Here is a 19,272-nt window from a genome sequence, read left to right as displayed (position 1 = left end):
CTAGCCTTCTAGGGGACCTGTAGCTGACGGTCCGTCAGATACCCGCAGTTGGCCCGGCGGAGGGGACCCATGACCGAACTGCCCCGCATCATCAGCGTCGACGACCATGTGATCGAGCCCGCGAACCTCTTCGAGACCTGGCTGCCGAAGAAGTACCAGGACCGCGGCCCCAAGCCGCTGACGGCCGGGATCGGCGAACTCGCCTATGTGGCGGGCAAGTACCAGATCACGATGGACCCGGACGGGCCGCCGACCGACTGGTGGATCTACGAGGACCTGAAGTTCCCGTACAAGCGCAACATCGCCGCCGTCGGCTTCGACCGGGACGAGATGACCCTTGAGGGCATCACGCGCGCGGAGATGCGGCCCGGCTGCTGGGATCCGGTCGAGCGGCTCAAGGACATGGACGCGAACCACGTCGAGGGCTCGCTGTGCTTCCCGACCTTCCCGCGGTTCTGCGGGCAGACCTTCGCCGAGGCGCACGACAAGGAGGTCGCGCTGGCCTGCGTGCGCGCCTACAACGACTTCATGGTCGAGGAGTGGTGCGGGGGGAGTGGGGGGCGGCTGATTCCGTTGTGCATCATTCCGCTCTGGGACATCGAGCTCGCTGTCGCGGAGATCCGGCGGAACGCGGCGCGCGGCGTGCGAGCCGTGACCTTCTCCGAGATCCCCACCCACCTCGGGCTGCCGTCCATCCACTCCGGCTACTGGGACCCGTTCTTCGCGGTCTGCCAGGAGACCGGCACCGTCGTCAACATGCATATCGGCAGCAGCAGCCAGATGCCCGCCGCGTCGCCGGACGCTCCGCCCGCCGTCCAGGCCTCGCTCAGCTTCAACAACGCCATGGCCTCGATGATGGACTTCCTGTTCAGTGGGGTCCTCGTGAAGTTCCCGCAGCTCAAACTTGCCTACTCCGAAGGGCAGATGGGCTGGATCCCGTACGCCCTGGAGCGCGCCGACGACGTGTGGGAGGAGCACCGGGCCTGGGGAGGGGTCAGGGACCTGATCCCCGAGCCGCCCTCCACCTACTACTACCGGCAGATCTTCTGCTGCTTCTTCCGCGACAAGCACGGCGTCGCGTCGCTGGACGTGGTGGGCCGGGACAACGCGACCTTCGAGACCGACTACCCGCACGTCGACTCGACCTTCCCGCACACCAAGGAGGTCGCCCTCGACCACATGAAGGGCCTCGACGACGAGACCGTCTACAAGCTGATGCGCGGCAACGCCATCCGCATGCTCGGCCTGGACCTCGACAAGTAATGGACCTCTCCTACACGCCCGAGGAGGAGGAGTTCCGGGCGCACCTGCGGGAGTGGCTCGCGAAGGTCCTCCCCGGGCTGCCCCCCAAACCCTCCCCCGACGACTGGCCCGGCAGGCGCGCGTACGACCTCGGCTGGCAGCGCATGCTGTACGACGCCGGGTACGCGGGGCTCCACTGGCCCGCCGACGCGGGGGGCCGCGGAGCCACGCCCACGCAGCACCTGATCTTCCTGGAGGAGACGGAGAAGGCGGGCGCGCCCTACGTAGGGGCCAATTTCGTCGGGCTGCTGCACGCCGGGCCCACCATCGCGGCCGAGGGGAGCGCCGGGCAGCGGGCACGCTGGCTGCCGCCCGTGCTGCGTGGCGAGGAGGTGTGGTGCCAGGGGTTCAGCGAGCCGGACGCCGGCTCGGACCTCGCGGCACTGCGCACGCGCGCGCGGCGGGACGGCGACGACTACGTGGTGAGCGGCTCCAAGATCTGGACCTCCCACGCGGAAGTCGCCGACTGGTGCGAGCTGTTGGTGCGGACGGATGCGAAGGCGCCCAAGCACCGGGGGATTTCGTGGCTCGCGATGCCGATGGACGCCCCGGGGATCACGGTCCGTCCGCTGCGTACGCTCGCGGGTTCGACCGAGTTCGCGGAGGTGTTCCTCGACGAGGTGCGGGTGCCCGTCGCCAACCGGGTCGGCGAGGAGAACGACGGCTGGCGCGTGACCATGGTGACGCTGTCGTTCGAGCGCGGGACGGCCTTCGTGGGCGAGGTGGTGGCCTGTCGGCGCGTCCTCGGTGAACTCGCGCGCGAGGCGCGGAAGAACGGCCGTTGGGACGATGTGCCACTGCGGCGCAGGCTCGGTCGGCTGAATGCCGAGTTCCGTGCGCTCTGGCGGCTCACGCAGTGGAACGTGAGCGAGTCGGAGCGGTCGGGCGGAGTACCGGGCATCGGGGGTTCGGTTTTCAAACTGAGCTACTCGCGCGCGCGGCAGGACCTGTACGACGCGGCGGCCGACGTGCTCGGCCCCGAGGCGCTCGACCTCGACAGCCCGTGGACGCTGGACCGGCTGTCGTCCCTCTCGTACACCATCGCGGCCGGTACCTCGCAGATCCAGCGGAACATCGTGGCCGAACGGATCCTGGGCCTCCCGAAGGGGCGATGACCGTATGGATTTCCAACTCACTGATGATCAACGGGCGTTGCGGGCGGGTGTACGCGAACTGCTGGACCGGCGCTTCGGACGGGAGCAGTTGCGGGCCGCCGTGGACGCCCCAGGGCTCGACCGTGCGCTCTGGCGGGAGTTGGGCGAGGCGGGCTTCTTCGCGCTGCGACTGCCCGAGACGGCGGGCGGGGTCGGACTGGGACTCCCGGAGGCGGTACTGGCCTTCGAGGAGGCCGGCCGGGCGCTGCTGACCGGACCTCTCGTGGCCACGCACCTCGCGGTCGGCGAGGTGCCCGGAGCGGCCACCGGGGAGAGTGTCGTCGCGGCCGTCGACGGTACGCTCGTCGAGTGGCTGGACGAGGCCGACGTCGTACGCGGCGATGTGACGGGAGCCGTCGCGATGCGCTCGGCGGATCCGCTCACTCCGCTGCACCGGGTGCCCCGGGTCGCGCCGCCCGACCCGGTGGCCGCGCTGCTGACCGCCGCCGAGCAGTTGGGCTCCGCCTCCCGCACCTGTGAACTGGCCGTGCAACACGCCCGGACCCGTGAGCAGTTCGGGCAGCCGATCGGGGCCTTCCAGGCGGTGAAACACCTGTGCTCGGAGATGCTGGTGCGGGTGGAGGTGGCGCGTGGTGCGGTGTACGCGGCCGCCGTCACGGCCGATCCGCTCGACATCGCGACGGCCGGACTGCTGGCCGACGAGGCCGCCGAGCTCGGCGCCCGCGACTGCCTCCAGGTGCACGGCGGCATGGGATTCACATGGGAGTCCGACGTGCACCTTCACCTCAAACGTGCCTGGTTGCGGGCCCGTCGCGGGCAGAGCGCGGCCGAGGCCGAGGAAGCACTCGCGGAGGATCTGCGGATCGCCGCACCAGGGCCCCGGACGTGAACTGTGCACGACCATTGCCGTCGATCGTGGCATGACGGAACGGGCCCGAACGGACGGATGTCACTGAACGTGGCATACCGGAATTACCGAGCGTTGATATCGGGTTGTGTCCTATGCGTGACTCGTCACGGCCTGGAGTCGGAGCTGTGCTCCGGTACCTTGTGTGGGATGCGAGTGGTTCTGAGGCCGAGCCATCACGGTGTTGCCCCTGAGGCAACTCCGGATCCGGCGATGCGCACCGCTCGCGAGGCAGGAAGCAGGACCGTTCCTGCCTGTTCGACTCCCCGTGACGAGCGTCGCACAGTATGCCGCACGCGTACTCCTTCGCGCTGGAATATGCCCGAAGCGCTTGTTGGGGTGACTGTACGTCAACCATGCTGTCTCCTAAGGGGATCACGTTCCGTGAACCCTTTTCTGACCACGATCGTGGCCCTTGCGAGGCGCGAGGCGATGTGTCCGCCGGTTCGGATGGTGTGAGCGGTGCAGGTGCTTCAAGTGCAGCTGGAGATCCGGCCCGACCCCGCAGAGGTGGGGCGGGCACGGAGGTGGGCCCGTTCGCGGCTCGCGGGGTCCGGGATAGAGGCCGATGAGCCGCTTGCCGAGACCCTGATCCTGCTCGTCTCCGAGCTGGTCACCAACGCGGTGGTGCACACCGGCCGTCCGGCCGTGCTGCGGCTGTTGCTGCCGAGTTCCGTGACCGGGCCCACCGTCGGAGAGCGGGCCGTGGCGGAGGCTGTGGCCACCGTCCGTCTTGAGGTGCTCGATGCCAGCGCCCGCCCGCCCCGCCCCCGATGCGCGGACGGCGACGAGACCAACGGCCGTGGCCTGGCCCTCGTCGACGGCCTCGCCGACCGCTGGGGCTGGAGCAGCGAGGGCGCCGGCAAGCGCATCTGGTGCGAGGTGGACCGCTGTTCGGCGACGGCGGCAATCGCGGTGACGTGCGACTCGGCTCCGGCCGTGTACGGGGACCTGGCGTTCGAGGTGGTCTGAGCGGGCCGCTGTCCCTTTGGGGGCGAGCGGGGCCGTGCCCCTTCAGGGGCGCGGGGCGGTGACATTGGCGGCTCCGCCGCGGGGCACGACCAGTCCCCAGTGACCCGCACATGGCATCCGGACCTCCAGGCGGAGCACAGAAGCACGGGGCCTGCGCCCCACTTACCCCGTGCTGCCCGATGCGCCGTACCGTGCTTCCGCCCGTGACAGCACAAAGAGGGGCGTAAGCCGTTAATCGCCGAACAGGTGTTGACGGGCCGTGTCCGTTTGATCACGCTTGTGGTCAGCGATTCGCCGTGAGGGGACGGCGAGGGTTCCGGTGACGGGAGCCCTTGGCGAGCGTGGGTCGCGATCGGCGTCGGCTCCTCCAGGGTCGGGAGCAGGGCGGGTACGCCGGAGCCGGATGGCGGCGCGCGGTGTCGTGCCCGGGGTGAGGTGGGGTCCCTCCCGCCCGGGTGTGGCCGAGTGTGGGGGAGGTGCGCCGCCAGCCGACCCTCTTCCGGCAGGGTCGACGGAGTCGGCAGGGTCGGCAGGGTGTCTCAGAGGATCGCGACGGGTGCCACGGGGGTTCCGGTGGCGCCGACGAACGGTTCGGGCATCGCCGACAGCAGGAACGTATGGCGGCCAAGTTGTCCACAGGCTGTGGACAACTCTTCGAGATTCCAGTTCTGGCCCTGGAGCATGCCCATTTCGACCAGATCGAGAGCGTGCACCGGAAGCCACAAGTCCTCTATTTCCGGAGGAAATATCTCAAAGGTGAGGGTGTCGTTCGCGACGGCGGCCACATCGCGCGCGTGGAACCACTCCGGGGTGCGGACGGACAGCCCGGGCGACGGGAACGCGTACGCGTGCTTGTCGCCCGCCAGATAGAGCTGCATCTGGCCGGTGCGTACGAGGACGATGTCGCCCGCGCGGACCTTCGTCCCGGCCAGCTCCTCGGCCGCTTCGAGGTCTTCCGGGGTCACCGCGTGGCCGCCGTCGAGACGGTCCTTGCCGAGCGCGCGGGCCACATCCAGGAGGATGCCGCGCGAGACGATGTGGCGGGGCTTGTCGATACCGCTGAACTCGGCGCCGCCGTGGGCCGTGACGGTGGTCGCGGGACGGCCGTTGTAGATCTTCCCCGAGTGCGAGACATGGGTCAGCGCGTCCCAGTGGGTGGCCGCCTGGAGGCCCATGGTCACGGCGTCGTCGCTGCACGCGACCGTGCCGGGCCCGAACAGCTCCTGGTTGATCTGCACCATCGCGTGCAGCGGGTTCACCCGGCCCGGGATCATCCCGGTCTGCACGCCGTCCTCCCTGAGCGGGAGCGCGAGCGGGACGCGGCGGCCCGTACGTACGGTCGCGGCGGCCTCGCGCACCACCGCGTCGGTGATCAGGTTGAGCGTGCCGATCTCGTCGTCGGCGCCCCAACGCCCCCAGTTGTTCACGCGCTTGGCGATCTCGTGGAACTCGGCCGGCATCGACATGAGTGCTCCCCGGGGCTTGTCTCCAGGTATCTGACGGGTCGTAGAATCTGAGTCGAATCTAACGGACCGTCAGAAACTGCGGGAAGGGGCCGGGGCGTGGGGAACTTCTTGGCAGGCAAGGTCGTCGCCGTGACCGGGGCGGGCAGGGGCATCGGACGCGCGGTGGCGCTGGCCGCCGCGGCCGAGGGCGCACGGGTCGTCGTCAACGACTACGGGGTGTCCATCGAGGGCGCGGAGCCGACCAGCGAGATAGCCGAGGCCGTGGTCAAGGAGATCGAGGCGGCCGGCGGCGACGCGATCGCCGTCGCCGACGACATCTCGACGATGGCGGGCGGCCGGCGGGTCGTCGACACGGCACTGGAGACGTACGGGCGGATCGACGGAGTCGTGTGCGTGGCCGGGATCCTCCGCGAGCGGATGCTCTTCAACATGTCCGAGGAGGAGTGGGATCCGGTCCTCGCCACCCACCTGAAGGGCACGTTCACCGTCTTCCGGGCCGCGTCCGCCATCATGCGGCGGCAGGGTTCCGGGACGCTCATCGGGTTCACCAGCGGCAACCACCAGGGGTCCGTCTCCCAGGCCAACTACAGCGCGGCGAAGGGCGGGATCATCTCGCTCGTGCGGAGCGCCGCGCTGGGGCTCCACAAGTACGGGGTCACCGCGAACGCGGTCGCGCCCGTCGCGCGTACGCGTATGTCCGCGAACGTGCCGATGGAGTTGAAGGAGATCGGCGAGCCCGAGGACGTGGCCGCGCTCGTGGTGTACCTGCTGTCCGAGCGGGCGCGGGAGGAGCGGATCACCGGGCAGGTCTACACGATCGCCGGGCCGAAGATCGCGGTGTGGGCTCAGCCGAGGGAACTCCGTGCCGGGTACGCGGAGGGGTCCTGGACGCCTGAGCGGATTGCGGACTTCCTGCCGGGGAGCGTGGGGACGGACCCCATGCCCTTGCTTGCGCAGGTGGAGGAGATGGCGCGAGCTGCGCGGCGCGCGGCCGGGAAGGAGTGAGCTCGCCGTAGGGGCTGAGGTGGTCGGCGGGTGCGGGTTGGCTGTGGCTGGTCGCGCAGTTCCCCGCGCCCCTTGAGGGGCGGTGGGAGGACACCTTGGATTTCGGGTTCACGCAGGAGGACGCGGCGTTTCGGGGCGAGGCGCGTGCCTGGCTGGCCGAGCACGTTCCGGGAGCCGGTGAACGCGGAGCCTGGGAACGGACACTCGGCGAAGCCGGATGGATTGGGCTCGGGTGGGTTGAGGGCGGGTACGGGAATCGGCTGGGTGGGCTCAGCCAGCAGGTTGTCTGGGCCGAGGAGTATGCGCGCTCCCGGGCCCCCGCCCGGACCGGGCACATCGGGGAGAACCTGCTCGCGCCCACTCTCATCGCTCATGGCAGTGAGGAGCAGAAGGCCCGGTTCCTGCCTGCGATCGCGTCCGGTGAGGAGCTCTGGTGTCAGGGGTACAGCGAGCCGGGGGCCGGGTCGGACCTTGCGGGGATTCGTACGGAGGCCGTGCGGGACGGCGATGCGGGGGTATATCGGGTCTCCGGGCAGAAGACCTGGACCTCGCTCGCGCATGAGGCGGACTGGTGCTTTGTGTTGGCGCGTACGGAACCGGGGTCGCGGCGGCATCGCGGGCTGAGTTTTCTGCTCGTACCGATGGATCAGCCGGGGCGGATCGACGTCCGGCCGATTCGTCAGATGACGGGGACGAGCGAGTTCAACGAGGTCTTCTTCGACGGGGCGCACGCGCGCGTGGAGCACGTCGTCGGGGGCGAGGGCAACGGGTGGCAGGTCGCGATGAGCCTGCTCGGCTTCGAGCGGGGGGTCTCCACGCTCGCCCAGCAGATCGGCTTCGCCCAGGAGTTGGGGCGGGTCGTGGAGACGGCCGTCGCGACGGGCGCGGCGGACGATCCCGTCGTACGGGACTGTCTCGTGCGTCAGTGGGCCGAGTTGCGTGTCATGCGGTGGAACGCGCTGCGGACGCTGGGGAGTTCGGCGGACCAGGCCCAGGTCCAGGGAGCTCCCAGCGTGGCCAAGCTGCTGTGGGGGCGGTGGCATCAGCGGCTCGGGGAGCTGGCGGTGCGGGTGCGGGGCGCGGGGGCGGCGGTGGGGCCTTCGGACTGGTCGGCCTCGGCGCCCTACGAACTGGACGCGCTGCAGCACCTGTTCCTGTTCAGCCGGGCCGACACGATCTACGGCGGTTCGGACGAGGTTCAGCGCACGATCATCGCCGAGCGCGTGCTCGGCCTTCCCAGAGAACCGAAGGGTTGAGGTGGGCGCGATGCGGGGTCTGAGGGGTGTGGCATGCGGGGTGTGATCTTCGACGGCAAGCAGACCCAGGTGGTCGACGACCTGGAGATACGGGATCCGGGGCCGGGTGAGGTGCTGGTGGCGATCTCCGCGGCGGGGCTGTGCCACAGCGATCTCTCTGTGGTGGACGGGACCATTCCCTTCCCCGTACCTGTGGTCCTCGGCCATGAGGGGGCGGGGGTCGTGGAGGCGGTGGGTGTGGGTGTCACCCATGTCCAGCCCGGGGACCATGTCTCCCTGTCCACACTCGCGAACTGTGGGACCTGCGCCGAGTGCGACCGGGGGCGGCCCACCATGTGCCGCAAGGCCATCGGGATGCCGCAGCGGCCGTTCACGCGGGCGGGGCAGTCGTTGTACCAGTTCGCGTCCAACTCCGCCTTCGCGGAACGGACGTTGGTGAAGGCCGTGCAGGCCGTGCGGATTCCCGAGGACATTCCGCTGACCTCCGCCGCGCTCATCGGGTGCGGGGTGCTGACCGGGGTCGGGGCCGTGCTCAACCGGGCGCGGGTGGATCGCGGGGACAGCGTGGTCGTCATCGGTACCGGGGGGATCGGGCTCAACGTGATTCAGGGGGCGCGGATCGCCGGGGCGCTGACTGTGGTGGCCGTGGATTCGAATCCGGCGAAGGAGGGGGTGGCTCGGCGGTTCGGGGCTACGCACTTTCTGTCTTCGACGGAGGGGGTGCGGGAGGTTCTTCCCACGGGTGCCGATCATGCCTTCGAGTGTGTGGGGCGGGTGGAGTTGGTCCGGCAGGCCGTTGACCTTCTCGATCGGCATGGGCAGGCGGTGTTGCTCGGTGTTCCGCCTGCTACGGCCGAGGCGTCCTTTCTCGTCTCGTCGATGTACTTGGACAAGTCGATTCTTGGGTGTCGGTATGGGTCTTCTCGGCCTCAGCGGGATATCGCGTTGTACGCGGAGTTGTATCGCGAGGGGCGGTTGTTGTTGGACGAGTTGGTGACGGAGACGTATCCGGTGGAGGACTTCGAGAAGGCTGCGGCCGATGCGGGGGCCGGGCGGGTTGCCCGGGCTGTTCTTACGTTCTGAGCCGTGTCGCCGTGTCGCCGGAGGCGGTTTTCGCCCCCGCCGCCCCTACCCAATCCCGTCACTTCCTCAGGGGCTCCGCCCCCGAACCCCCGCTCCTCAAACGCCGGAGAGGCTAAATACTGCGCAGTTCCCCGCGCCCCTAAAAACCGTTGGTCAGCGGAATGTTCGTCGGTAAGTCGTGGGGGTTACGCCCAAGGTTGATTGGAGGTGTTGGCGCATTGACTGGGGGGTGCCGAAGCCTGAGGCGTGGGCGATCTGGTCGATGGAGAGGTCGGTGGATTCCAGGAGGTGGCGGGCGCGTTCGACGCGTTGCTGGGTGAGCCACTGGCCGGCGCTGATGCCGGCCTCCTCGCGGAAGCGGCGGGTGAAGGTGCGTACCGACATGGACTCCTGCTCGGCCATGTCCCGCAGTTGGATCGGTTCGTGCAGACGCGCCAGCGCCCAGGCACGAGCCGCGGTCGTGGACGCCAACTGCGGCTCGGGGACAGGGCGTTGGATGTACTGCGCCTGCCCGCCGTCACGGTGCGGCGGCACGACCGTACGCCGGGCCACCTCGTTGGCGACCGCCGTGCCGTGATCCCGGCGCACGATGTGGATGCACAGGTCGATCCCGGCCGCGACCCCGGCGGACGTCAGCACGTCGCCGTCGTCGATGAACAGCACGTCCGCGTCCACCCGCACCTTCGGGAAGAGCCGCTGGAAGTGCTCGGCGGACGCCCAGTGCGTGGTCGCCGGGCGGCCGTCGAGGTACCCGGCGGCGGCGAGAACGTACCCGCCCGTGCAGATGGAGACGAGCCGCGTGCCCGGCCGGATCAGCGCGAGGGCCGCGGCCAGCTCGTCCGTGAGTACGCCCTCGTCGTGCACCGGGCCGAGCTCGTACGAGGCCGGAATGACGACCGTGTCGGCGGTGGCGAGGGCCTCAGGGCCGTTCTCCACGAGGATGGAGAAGTCCGCCTCCGCCTCGACCCGGCCCGGCGGCCGGATCGAGCAGGTCACCACCTCGTACAGACGGCGGCCCTCGGCGTCCTTGGCGCGGCCGAAGATCCGCTGCGGGATGCCCAGCTCGAAGGGGAGGAGACCGTCCAGGGCGAGGACGACGATGCGGTGGGGCTGGAAGGGGGTCTGCGTACCCATGGCCCGATTCTAGCGAATGCTGTCCTTCTGGCCACTCGTTCGGAGAGTCCGCAGGCCGGAAGCTCTATGACGTGACACAGACAACCGATGCCGCAGCCACTGGGGCCGCTGCCCTTCAGGACTCCGTGCCCGGCAGGCGCCGTCGGCGGATTCACCGGGCCTGGTTCGTCGCCGCCGTGACGTTCGTGACGATCATCGGGGCCGCCGCCTTCCGTTCGCTGCCGGGGCTGCTGATCGACCCGCTGCACGAGGAGTTCCACTGGTCGCGCGGCACGATCGGGCTCGCGGTCTCCGTCAACCTCGCGCTGTACGGGCTCACGGCGCCGTTCGCCGCAGCGCTGATGGACCGGTTCGGCATCCGCCGGGTGGTTGCCGCCGCCCTGATCGTGATCGCAGTCGGTTCCGGCGCGACGGTGTGGATGACGACCGCGTGGCAGCTGCTGCTGTGCTGGGGCCTGCTGGTCGGGCTCGGATCGGGCTCGATGGCGCTCGCCTTCGCCGCCACCGTCACGAACCGCTGGTTCACCGAGCGGCGCGGCCTGGTCACGGGCATCCTCACCGCGGCCTCGGCCTCCGGCCAGCTGATCTTCCTGCCCGTCCTTTCCTGGATCGTCGAGGAGCACGACTGGCGTCCGGCGGCCGTCACCGTCGCCCTGGCCGCCCTCGCGGTCGTCCCCTTCGTATGGCTGCTGCTGCGCGACCACCCGGCGGACGTGGGCCTGAAGCCGTACGGCGCAACGGAGTTCGTCGAGAAGCCGCCACCCGTGCCCGGTGCGGCACGACGCACGGTGAAGGTCCTCTTCTCGGCCGCGCGCATCGGCCCGTTCTGGCTGCTCGCCGGAACGTTCGCGATCTGCGGGGCCTCGACCAACGGCCTGATCCAGACGCACTTCGTGCCCGCCTCCCACGACCACGGCATGCCGATCACGGCGGCCGCCTCGCTGCTCGCGGTCATCGGCGTCTTCGACGTCATCGGCACGATCGCCTCCGGCTGGTTCACGGACCGCTTCGACCCACGCCGTCTGCTGGCGGTCTACTACGCCCTGCGCGGCATCTCCCTCCTCTTCCTCCCCCTTCTGCTGGCCCCCTCGGTCCACCCGCCGATGATCTTCTTCATCATCTTCTACGGTCTCGACTGGGTCGCCACGGTCCCGCCCACCATCGCCCTGTGCCGCGAGCACTACGGCGACGACAGCGCCATCGTCTTCGGCTGGGTCCTCGCCTCCCACCAGGTCGGCGCCGCCCTCGTCGCCTTCCTCGGCGGCGTCGCCCGCGACACCTTCGGCTCGTACGACGTCATGTGGTACGCCTCGGGCGCGCTGTGCGCCGCGGCGGCGCTGATGGCGTTGGTGATCCGGCGGCGGCCGGTGGCGGTACTCGCCTGAACGCGTACGGGACCGGCACCCGGCCTCAGTCGGTGAGGCGGCCGAACCGTCCGCGGTGGAACAGCAGGGGCGAGCCGTCGCCGTCCGCCGTGCCCAGGGCGTCCACCCTGCCCACCACGATCAGGTGGTCGCCGCCCGTGTGGACGGCGTGGATCGTGCAGTCGATCCAGGCGGGGGCGCCGGCGAGGCGCGGTGACCCGGAGACCGGGGCCGGGTCGTGGGCGACCCCGGCGAACTTGTCGGCGCCGCTCACCGCGAAGCCGCGGCACAGGTCGCCCTGGTGGGTGCCCAGGACGTTCACGCAGAAGACGCCCGCGCGGGCGATGCGGGGCCAGGTCGTCGACGTACGCGCGACCATGAACGCGATCAGCGGCGGGTCGAGGGACAGCGCGGAGAAGGACTGACAGGCGAAGCCGGCCGGTCCTGCCGACTCTCCCTCACCCGCCGGTGCGGTCACGACGGTCACGCCCGTCGCGAAGTTGCCCAGTACGCGGCGGAATTCGACCGGGTCGATCGGTGCGCGTTCGTCGTCGCCGACCGCGCGCAGGTCCGGGCGTGGGAGCGGTTCGACCCGGCCCGCGGTGTCCGGGGCTCCGGCCGACCTGAGGTAGCGGACCGCCGCGGCGGCCATCCCTGCGTGTCCCATCACATCTTCCATTGAAGCTGACGGAGTGTCAGATTGGAAGAGTTACTCACGAACGCGAGGCTCAGCGGCCGTGGAACTCCGGTCCCCTGCGCTCCACGAACGACGTCACTCCCTCCTGTGCGTCCGCCGTCGTCATGTTGATCTCCTGCGCGGTGGCCTCTGCGGTGAGGGCGGTGGCCCGGTCGGTGTCCAGGGACGCGTTCACCAGTTGCTTGGTGAGGGCGATCGAGCGGGTGGGTCCGGCGGCGAGGCGTTCGGCCCAGGTACGGGCCGCCTTCTCCAACTCGCCATCCGCTACGACCCTGTTGACGAGCCCGAGGCGTTCCGCGTCCGCGGCCGTCAGGGCGTCGCCGAAGAACATCAGCTCCTTTGCCCGCTGGGGGCCTATCAGGCGGGGGAGGAGGTAGGCGCCGGCGCCGTCCGGGACGAGGCCTCGTCGTACGAACACCTCGATGAATCTTGCCGATTCGGCGGCTATGACCAGGTCGCAGGCGTAGGCGAGGTGGGCGCCTATTCCTGCCGCGGTGCCGTTCACCGCCGCGATCACCGGTTTCTCGCAGTCGAGGATCGCGGTGATCAGGCGTTGGGCGCCCTGGCGGATCACTCGTGCGACGTCTCCGGCGACTCGGTCTGTTGGTGGGCCGCCGCCTCGGAGGTCTGCGCCTGCGCAGAAGCCTCGGCCTGTTGCCGTGATGACGACCGCCCTTACGTCCGGGTCCGCGGAGGCCTCCTCGAACAGCCGGATCAGGTGGTCGCGCTGGTCCGGGGTGAGGGCGTTCATGGCTTCTGGGCGGTTGAGGGTGATCCATGAGACGTGGTTGGTGGTGGTGTGGAGTATCAAGGGGGTGGTCCGATCCGGTTGTGGGTGAGTGCGGGTCGCGTGTGGCTGATCGCGCAGTTCCCCGCGCCCCTAAAAGACTGCGCAGTTCCCCGCGCCCCTAGGGGGTGGGGCTTGCGGCCGTCTGTTGGCTGCCGGCCCGGTGGGGGCTGGTCGCGCAGTTCCTCGCGCCCCTGAAAGCCACAAGATCGCGCCGTTCCCCGCGCCCCTTAAGAGAGCGTGCTTGAGGTTGGTGCGTACGTGCGGGTGCGTTGTGGCTGGTCGCGCAGTTCCCCGCGCCCCTGAAGGGGCCCGCCCCCACCCTCCGGCAGTCGCCCTCCGGCCGAAGGGGTCGTGTCGGGGTTTCCGATCGCAGCACGACCTCTGATGGGCAACCGATCGGTGCGGGATGACACAGCTGCGATCGGATGCCCCGTCGCGGCCCCGACCGGACGACAAACGGCAGGCGCGTCTTTAGGGGCGCGGGGAACTGCGCGATCAGCCACAAACAACCCGCAGGCAGAACTCAACGGCACACAGCCAACGCGTCCAGCGCAACCGCCCCCTGCCCCCGAGGCAGCACCATCAGCGGATTGATGTCCAGCTCGGAGAGCTCCCCGTCCAGTTCGAGGGCCATGCGCTGGACACGGAGGACCACCTCGACGAGCGCGTCGAGGTCCGCCGGAGGACGCCCCCGCACGCCGTCCAGAAGCGCTCGCCCGCGGAGCTCAGAAAGCATCGACCGAGCCTGATCCTCCCCGAACGGCGGCACCCCCACCGCCGTGTCCCGCAGCACCTCCACGAGCACCCCACCCAGCCCCACCGTCACCGTCGGCCCGAACAGCGCGTCCTGCGTGACCCCCACGACCATCTCGACCCCGGGCTCGACCATCTGGCACACCAGCACCCCGTCGAGCGGCACATCCTCGTACCGCGCGATGTCGGTCAGGTCGCGATACGCGTCGCGCACCTGACTCGCAGAGGTCAACCCGATCTTCACCAGACCGAGTTCGGTCTTGTGCGCGAGCTGCGCACCGGATGCCTTCATCACCACGGGATAGCCGACGAGCCCGGCCGCCCGCACGGACGCCGCGGCACTCGTCACCAACTGCTCCCGCGGCACGCGAATCCCGTACGCCCGCAACAACTGCTTCGCCGCGTGCTCGCTCAACTGCTGCCCCGGCCGCATCAACGCCTGCGCCTTGCGGAACGAGGGGGACGACGTACGCGGCGCCTCGTCGAACGGCGAGCGGTAGAACGACGAGAACCGCGCGTGCTCAAGATGGGCCCGCACCGCAGTGATGCAGTTCGAGAACGTACGGAAGGTGGCCACCCGCGACGATCCGAGCAGCGTCTCCCGGTACGCGGCCTCCGTGCCGACCGGCGAACCCCACACCACACACACCAGCTTGTCCGTTTCCTCCGCCGCCTCCACCAGGTCCCGCGCCAGCTTGTCGCTCATCGGCGGGAAGGGGCCCGTGATCGGACAGATCAGCACTCCCACCGCCGGGTCCGCCAGGATCGCGTCGATGATCTTCCGACCGCGCCAGTCGCCCACCGGATGCCCGCCGTTGTCGACGGGATTGGACACGTCCAGGTACTCGGGGATCCACTCGTGCAACTCGGCCTGCTTGCCGGGCGACAACCTGGGGAGCGACAGTCCCGCCTCCGTCGCGAGGTCCGAGAAGTGCGCACCCGTGCCGCCCGAGATCGAGTAGACGACAACACCGTCGGCGGACGGGGGGCGGGCACGCGCCAACAACGCGGCCGTGTCCTGGAGTTCGTCGAGGCCGTCGACGCGGATCACGCCGTACTGCCGCATCGCCGCGTCGACCACCGCGTCGGCGCCGGTCAGTTTGCCGGTGTGCGAGGCGGCCGTACGGGCGCCGGTCTCGGTGCGGCCGACCTTCACCGCCACCACCGGCACCCCGCGCCGCGCCGCCCGGTCCGCGGCGAGCAGGAAGGACCGCCCGTCCTTCAGCCCCTCGACGTAGCAGGCGATGGCGCCGACTTCCGGCTGCTCGGCGAAGTAGGAGATGAAGTCGGCGCTCTCCAGGTCGGCCTCGTTGCCGGTGGGCGCCCAGTGCGAGAGCCGTACGCCGAGCTCCTGCATGGTGAAGACGGGCCGCCCCTGGTGTCCGGACTGGGTGATCAGCGCGATCGCAGGCCCGTCCAGGTCGTCGCGGAACTTCTCGAAGGCGTTCAGGTTGGTGTTCGGCCCGAGCAGCCGCAGCCCGGAGCGCTCCACAGCGGCGGCCAGCCGGGCCTGCGCAGCAGCGCCCTCCGCGCCCGTCTCGGCGAACCCGGAGGCGAACGCGACCGCGAACTTCACCTTGGTCTCGGCGAGTTCCTCGATCACGGGCAGCGGATCGGAGACCAGCAGCACGGCCAGGTCGACCTCTTCGGGCAGATCCCCGACAGCGGCGACGCACGGAATGCCGAAGACCGACTCACGCGTCGGATGCACCGGGTACAGCCGCGCGCCGACCCGCTCGGACCAGGCGAGCAGTTGCTTGGTGATGCCGGTGTTCGGCCGTCCCTCGGCGTCCGAGGCGCCGACGACAGCCACGCGTTCGGGGCGGAAGAAGCGGTCCAGATCGGGTACGCCGGCGTACAGCGGCCGGCCGCTGACGTCGAGGTCGTCGGTGGCGGCGGGCCTGCCGTGCACGGCAGGGGCCGGTTGCTCGCCGCAGGCGATGACTCGGGCCCGGCGGGAGTCGGTGGTGAGGGTGCCGTGGGTTGATCCAAGCATCGGTCCGCCCGCTCCTGTGTGGCTGCCAATAACTGACGCAGTGTCAGATTACTTAACTGACGGCTCGTCAGGAACGGGTCTGCACGCAAAGAAGTTGTGGCGAGCACAGGGTTTGTACCCGGTGGGGGGTGTGGGGGAACTCTGTTGGGAGGGCGGGTCTTTGGTTGCGGGGGCGGTGGGGGCTGGTCGCTCCCCCGCTCTCGGCTTCGCACGAGCGGGGGGCATCGCGGCGGAGCCGCAAATCGATGCAGCCCCGCGCCCCTAAAGGATTGCGCAGTTCCCCGCGCCCCCAGAAGGCTGCGCCGTTCCCCGCGCGCCCAGGGATCGCGCCTCCCCGTGCCTCCGCAAGACTGTGCCCCCTCTGGGGCGCGGGCTCAGCCTGTGATGCGGGACGGGTGTCTGTGGTCCCTGTCTCGGGCGATCGTTCTCGCGATCTTCTCGGCGTCGAGGGCGAGTTCGCGGAGCATGCCGCTGATGGGATTGACGTAGCCGCTGAAGAAGAGGCCGCGGGCATTGTCAGGGCAGTAGGCCCCGTGCACGACCGGCTTGCCGCGCGCGTCCAGCACGTCGAGGTGGCCGACGAGAGCCTCCAGGGCGCGGACGTAACCGGTCGCGGCGATCACGACGTCCGGGCCGACGCGGTCGCCGTTCGCGAGGACGACCTTGCCGTCCTCGAAGCCGTCGACCGCGGGCACGACCTCGACGCGGCCCTTGCGGACGGCGTCGATCAGGCCGACGTCCTGCACGGGGATGGCGCCCTCGTTCACGCGGGAGTACAGCCCGGTGTCGGGTCGCGGCAGCCCCTGCGCCGACAGGTCGGGCACGCTGACCTTGGCCAGCGGCCCGGCCATCCGGTCCACGAGGCCGACCGGCAGCCGTCGGCAGAGGATGCCGGTGAACTGGGCCGCCCAGCCGGCCGTCGACCGGCGCACGATGTGCGGCGCGGTCCGCACCGAGAGCCGTACGCGCGAGGCGCCGCCCTCGACGAGGTCGACGGCGATCTCGGCACCGGTGTTGCCGACCCCGACGACGAGGACGTCACGTCCGGCGTAGGGGCCGGGGTTGCGGTACTCGCCCGCGTGCAGGAGTTCGCCCTTGAAGGCGTCCCGGCCGGGCCAGTCCGGCACGTGCGGTGTGTGGTTGTAGCCGGTGGCGACGACGACCGCGCTGCCGGTCAGCTCGCGCCCGCCGGTGGCGTGCAGCAGCCAGCCGGTGCCGTCGGCGGAGGGCTCCACGCGGGAGACCTCGACACCGGTGACGATCTCCAGCTCGTGGTACTCGGCGTACTTCTCCAGGTACCGCACCACGTTGTCGCGCGACACCCACCGCCCGAACGAGCGCGGCATCGGCAGGCCGGGCAGCCCGGACAGCCGCCGCGTGGTGTGCAGATGGAGCCGGTCGTAGTGCCGTCGCCAGGACGCCCCGACGCGCTCGGACTTTTCGAGCACGACGGCGCGTACGCCCTGCGCGCGCAGCGCGTGCGCCGCCGCGAGACCGCCCGGGCCGCCGCCGATGACGTACACGGGGCGGTCGGCGGGGGGCTGTGCCGCGGAGTCCGCGGGCGCTGTGGAGTCGGCCATGTGCCAGAGCGTATTCATGTGGTCACTTGATGGGTCTCGGTCAAGCCCGGAATTGGTTGCGGATTGATCACGACTGTAGGAGGAGTGCGTGGGGCTCGTGGCGTAGAGCGTCTGGTTGTGGGGGCTTGGTGAGACGCGGCTCTTGCGTGTACGCCGTCCGTACGCTGAACTGACGTACCGTCAGATCCCGTTCGGCGGCAGGGGAGTTCATGGACACGATCTGGCTCACCGGGGCGGAATGGGTCGCCGTGCTCCGTATCGGGCTCGGGCTGTGGTGGCTGGAGAGCTGGCGGCACAAGGACAAAAAGGGCTGGTTCGAGCGCGGGACCGGAATCGCGTGGGCGTCGGACGTCGCGGCCAAGCACCGGTGGAACGCGGTGCGCAGCGGCTTCGACACGGTGGTCGCGCCGCGGCCGCGCACGATGGCGTACGTCGTCGTGTACGCGGAGCTCGCCCTCGGGCTCGGCCTGGTCGTCGGCTTCCTGACCCCGATCGCCCTGGTCGGCGGGCTGCTCCTCAACCTCCTCTACCTCGTGCTGATGATCCACGACTGGGCCGAGCAGGGGCAGAACGCGATGATGGCGCTGATCTCCCTGGTCGCACTCTTCGCGATGTCCTGGCAGACGTGGTCGCTGGACAGCGCGGTGGGCTTCTTCTGATGGCCGGGGTACTTCGGGTGGGGGTGCTGTTGTGACCGGGACGCGGTTCGATCTGCCTGAGGTCGACGCCTTTACGCGGCCGTACTGGGACGCGGCCGCCGAGGGGCTGCTGCTGCTGCGCCGGTGCGGGGCGTGCGGGCGCGCCCACCACTACCCCCGCGAGTTCTGCCCGCGCTGCTGGAGCGAGGACGTCACCTGGGAACCGGCGAGCGGCCGCGCCACGCTCTACACCTGGTCCGTCGTCCACCGCAACGACCTGCCGCCCTTCGGTTCCCGCACGCCGTACGTCGCCGCCGTCGTCGATCTCGCGGAGGGGCCGCGGATGATGACCGAGGTGGTGGAGTGCGGGGAGGAGTCGCTGCGGGTGGGGATGGCGCTGGAGGTGGCCTTCCGCACCGAGGAGACGGAGAAGGCGGAGGGGCCGGTCGCGGTCGCGGTTCCTGTGTTCCGGCCCGCTTCTGCCTAGTGCGGGCGCCCGTTGTTGAATGGAACGATGACCGACTTGTACGAGTCCCACGCCGCCCGTCCCTTTCCCGAACTCCACGGTCACGGTCTGCGGCTGCGGCCGTGGGACGCGGAGGCCGACTCCGATGTCGAGGCGTGGCTGCGGGGGTGTTCCGACCCCGAGTTCAAGCGGTGGAACACCCCGCTCAGGGCGATCGAGGACATGGATGGCGCGCGGGAGTCGCTGCGGGCGCGGGCCAAGGCGGCGGCGGAAGGTGTCGGGGCCTCCTACTGCGTCACCGACGCGGAGAGTGGCGTGACGCTCGGGCACATCGGGGTCAACGACATCGACCACGTCATACGGGTCGCCCGGGTCGGCTACTGGGTGCTGCCGGAGGCGCGGGGGCGGCAGGTCGCGACGCGGTCGCTGGCGCTGGCCGGGCGGTGGGCGTTCGAGGGGCTCGGGGTGCATCGGCTGGAGCTGGGGCACGCGCTTGGGCACGATGCGTCGTGTCGCGTTGCTGAGCGGTGTGGGTTTCTGTATGAGGGGACCTTGCGGGGGGCGATGTTCGAGGCGGGGCGGCAGGATGCGTTTCGGGATGTGCATCTGCATGCGCGGCTCGCCACGGATGCGGAGGTTGTTGGTTTGTGACGCCCCGGGCGGGGGGCTCCGGTTGTGTGGGCGGCTGCGGGTGGGTGGGGGTTGAGCGCGCAGTTCCCCGCGCCCCTTAAAAGACAAAAGCCTTGGG

The 19,272-nt window shown here is 70.1% G+C and carries 17 protein-coding genes; 11 read left to right on the top strand and 6 right to left on the bottom strand.

All coding sequences use genetic code 11. The annotated features are described in order from the left end of the window. Positions 1–69: 69 nt before the first annotated feature. The 4 genes from QF035_RS23650 to QF035_RS23635 all read left to right on the top strand — a co-directional run bounded on the left by QF035_RS23650 (position 70) and on the right by QF035_RS23635 (position 4,296). Positions 70–1,263 (top strand): amidohydrolase family protein, encoded by a 1,194-nt coding sequence (locus QF035_RS23650; protein WP_307522539.1) that lies wholly within the window; start codon positions 70–72, stop codon positions 1,261–1,263. Continuing rightward, positions 1,263–2,417 carry an acyl-CoA dehydrogenase gene (locus QF035_RS23645; protein ID WP_307522538.1) on the top strand — a complete coding sequence of 385 codons (1,155 nt, stop codon included), beginning with the start codon at positions 1,263–1,265 and terminating at the stop codon, positions 2,415–2,417. The genes QF035_RS23650 and QF035_RS23645 overlap by 1 nt, the downstream gene beginning before the upstream one ends. A 4-nt stretch (positions 2,418–2,421) precedes the next feature. Continuing rightward, positions 2,422–3,306, top strand: coding sequence for an acyl-CoA dehydrogenase family protein (locus QF035_RS23640; RefSeq protein ID WP_307522537.1), 885 nt, complete (start codon positions 2,422–2,424; stop codon positions 3,304–3,306). A 495-nt stretch (positions 3,307–3,801) separates the two neighbouring features. Next, positions 3,802–4,296, top strand: coding sequence for an ATP-binding protein (locus QF035_RS23635; RefSeq protein ID WP_307531368.1), 495 nt, complete (start codon positions 3,802–3,804; stop codon positions 4,294–4,296). Between the two features lie 539 nt (positions 4,297–4,835). Here the strand turns inward: QF035_RS23635 and QF035_RS23630 are convergent. Beyond that, the gene (locus QF035_RS23630; RefSeq protein WP_307522536.1) at positions 4,836–5,762 is read right to left on the bottom strand and encodes a cyclase family protein; all 927 of its coding nucleotides are present in this window, start codon (positions 5,760–5,762) and stop codon (positions 4,836–4,838) included. 96 nt (positions 5,763–5,858) lie between these two features. Here QF035_RS23630 and QF035_RS23625 point away from each other — a divergent pair, with 96 nt between their 5' ends. The 3 genes from QF035_RS23625 to QF035_RS23615 all read left to right on the top strand — a co-directional run bounded on the left by QF035_RS23625 (position 5,859) and on the right by QF035_RS23615 (position 9,106). Then, a complete protein-coding gene (locus QF035_RS23625; RefSeq protein ID WP_307522535.1) occupies positions 5,859–6,767 on the top strand; it encodes an SDR family NAD(P)-dependent oxidoreductase in 909 nt (302 codons plus the stop codon). Between the two features lie 95 nt (positions 6,768–6,862). Continuing rightward, the gene (locus QF035_RS23620) at positions 6,863–8,023 is read left to right on the top strand and encodes an acyl-CoA dehydrogenase family protein (RefSeq protein ID WP_307522534.1); all 1,161 of its coding nucleotides are present in this window, start codon (positions 6,863–6,865) and stop codon (positions 8,021–8,023) included. A gap of 33 nt (positions 8,024–8,056) precedes the next feature. Beyond that, positions 8,057–9,106 carry a Zn-dependent alcohol dehydrogenase gene (locus QF035_RS23615; protein ID WP_307522533.1) on the top strand — a complete coding sequence of 350 codons (1,050 nt, stop codon included), beginning with the start codon at positions 8,057–8,059 and terminating at the stop codon, positions 9,104–9,106. A 153-nt stretch (positions 9,107–9,259) separates the two neighbouring features. Here QF035_RS23615 and QF035_RS23610 read toward each other — a convergent pair whose 3' ends face one another. Then, complete coding sequence (locus tag QF035_RS23610) at positions 9,260–10,240, bottom strand: GlxA family transcriptional regulator (RefSeq protein WP_307522532.1); 981 nt, start codon at positions 10,238–10,240, stop codon at positions 9,260–9,262. 71 nt (positions 10,241–10,311) lie between these two features. Here QF035_RS23610 and QF035_RS23605 point away from each other — a divergent pair, with 71 nt between their 5' ends. Beyond that, a complete protein-coding gene (locus QF035_RS23605) occupies positions 10,312–11,625 on the top strand; it encodes an MFS transporter (RefSeq protein ID WP_307522530.1) in 1,314 nt (437 codons plus the stop codon). 25 nt (positions 11,626–11,650) lie between these two features. On the opposite strand, the gene QF035_RS23600 is transcribed toward QF035_RS23605, so the two are convergent. The 4 genes from QF035_RS23600 to QF035_RS23585 all read right to left on the bottom strand — a co-directional run bounded on the left by QF035_RS23600 (position 11,651) and on the right by QF035_RS23585 (position 17,420). Further along, positions 11,651–12,271 (bottom strand): flavin reductase family protein, encoded by a 621-nt coding sequence (locus QF035_RS23600; protein ID WP_307522528.1) that lies wholly within the window; start codon positions 12,269–12,271, stop codon positions 11,651–11,653. Positions 12,272–12,332: 61 nt separating this feature from the next. Further along, a complete protein-coding gene (locus QF035_RS23595) occupies positions 12,333–13,112 on the bottom strand; it encodes an enoyl-CoA hydratase/isomerase family protein (RefSeq protein ID WP_307522527.1) in 780 nt (259 codons plus the stop codon). Between the two features lie 502 nt (positions 13,113–13,614). Further along, positions 13,615–15,840 (bottom strand): acetate--CoA ligase family protein, encoded by a 2,226-nt coding sequence (locus tag QF035_RS23590; protein WP_307522526.1) that lies wholly within the window; start codon positions 15,838–15,840, stop codon positions 13,615–13,617. Between the two features lie 374 nt (positions 15,841–16,214). Next, positions 16,215–17,420 carry a flavin-containing monooxygenase gene (locus QF035_RS23585; protein ID WP_307522525.1) on the bottom strand — a complete coding sequence of 402 codons (1,206 nt, stop codon included), beginning with the start codon at positions 17,418–17,420 and terminating at the stop codon, positions 16,215–16,217. A 209-nt stretch (positions 17,421–17,629) separates the two neighbouring features. On the opposite strand from QF035_RS23585, the gene QF035_RS23580 reads away from it, so the two are divergent. The 3 genes from QF035_RS23580 to QF035_RS23570 are packed head-to-tail and all read left to right on the top strand — an operon-like array spanning position 17,630 to position 19,175. After that, on the top strand, positions 17,630–18,079 hold the full coding sequence (locus QF035_RS23580) for a DoxX family protein (protein ID WP_269652209.1): 450 nt from the start codon (positions 17,630–17,632) through the stop codon (positions 18,077–18,079). Positions 18,080–18,110: 31 nt separating this feature from the next. Further along, a complete protein-coding gene (locus QF035_RS23575; protein WP_307522524.1) occupies positions 18,111–18,545 on the top strand; it encodes a Zn-ribbon domain-containing OB-fold protein in 435 nt (144 codons plus the stop codon). Positions 18,546–18,572: 27 nt separating this feature from the next. After that, complete coding sequence (locus QF035_RS23570) at positions 18,573–19,175, top strand: GNAT family N-acetyltransferase (protein WP_307522523.1); 603 nt, start codon at positions 18,573–18,575, stop codon at positions 19,173–19,175. Positions 19,176–19,272 lie beyond the last annotated feature (97 nt).

It is taken from the genome of Streptomyces umbrinus, assembly GCF_030817415.1.
Classification (GTDB): Bacteria; Actinomycetota; Actinomycetes; order Streptomycetales; family Streptomycetaceae; genus Streptomyces; species Streptomyces umbrinus_A.
The sequence above is the reverse complement of the archived record's forward strand: the minus strand, read 5'-3'. Positions and strand labels throughout refer to the sequence as shown.